This window comes from Arthrobacter sp. ISL-85, assembly GCF_018613675.1.
Classification (GTDB): domain Bacteria; phylum Actinomycetota; class Actinomycetes; order Actinomycetales; family Micrococcaceae; genus Arthrobacter.
In genome coordinates this window covers 1-334 of sequence record NZ_JAGGPQ010000003.1, presented here as the reverse complement: position 1 = coordinate 334, position 334 = coordinate 1, and the positions used below count along the sequence as shown (strand labels likewise).

Below are 334 nucleotides of genomic sequence, written 5' to 3'. Positions count from 1 at the left end.
CGGTCCCAGGGCTCGATCACGAAAACTGGAAATGGACATGCCCGCCGTCTTCTCGTCGAAGCCGCCTGGCACCACCGCAGGCCATACAACATTCCGTCCCGGCTCATGCGGTCGCGGTGGGAAGAAGCCAGCTCGGAGGCGAGAACACGTGGCCACGCCGGGAACCGGCGCCTGCACGAGCGCTGGATGACTTACCTCGAACGCCGCAAACGCCCCGTTGTCGCCAACGTCGCCATCGCCCGCGAGCTCGCCGGCTGGTGCTGGTCCCTGGCAACTGGAGTCCCGGCAACCCGGCAAGCACCCCTCTGATTCCCGTCCCTTCGAAGGGGGCGGA

Annotated in this window: 1 pseudogene; it reads left to right on the top strand. The window is 67.1% G+C overall.

Going from position 1 to position 334, the window contains the following annotated elements:
* A pseudogene (locus J7I84_RS21385) lies at positions 1–309 on the top strand (IS110 family transposase); the annotation flags it as partial.
* Positions 310–334 lie beyond the last annotated feature (25 nt).